The 365-nt window shown below is 40.8% G+C and carries 1 protein-coding gene; it reads right to left on the reverse strand.

The genetic code is table 11. The annotated features are described in order from the left end of the window. Positions 1–365 (reverse strand): hypothetical protein (locus HMPREF2801_RS06725; RefSeq protein WP_210394464.1); only part of this gene is annotated, 365 nt, incomplete at both ends.

Raw genomic sequence — 365 nt, forward strand, 5'->3', positions numbered from 1 at the left:
CATAGTGTGCTTCAGGTGTTGGAAGATTTAACATATCCGCCGTTTGAATGTCTGCAACTTCCTTAAACATACTCATAAGCTCAGGCAAGTTATAGAACTTTGAAAATCTCGTTTTTACCCTATACCCTGTACCTTCAGGAGATAGTTCAAAGGAGCTTTGCGTTTCTCCAAAAGTGGAAGCCCAAGAGTCAAAATGCTCCAAGTTGTTTTTCTTTAGACTTTCATACTGAAGATAACGCTGCATGGTATAAAGCTCTGTCATAGAATTACTTACAGGTGTTCCTGTTGCAAAGACCACGCCTTTGCCGCCTGTCATTTCATCCATGTAGCGGCATTTCATAAACATATCGGAGGACTTAAAGGCT

The sequence above is a fragment of the Peptoniphilus sp. HMSC062D09 genome (assembly GCF_001811425.1).
Taxonomy (GTDB): domain Bacteria; phylum Bacillota; class Clostridia; order Tissierellales; family Peptoniphilaceae; genus Peptoniphilus_A.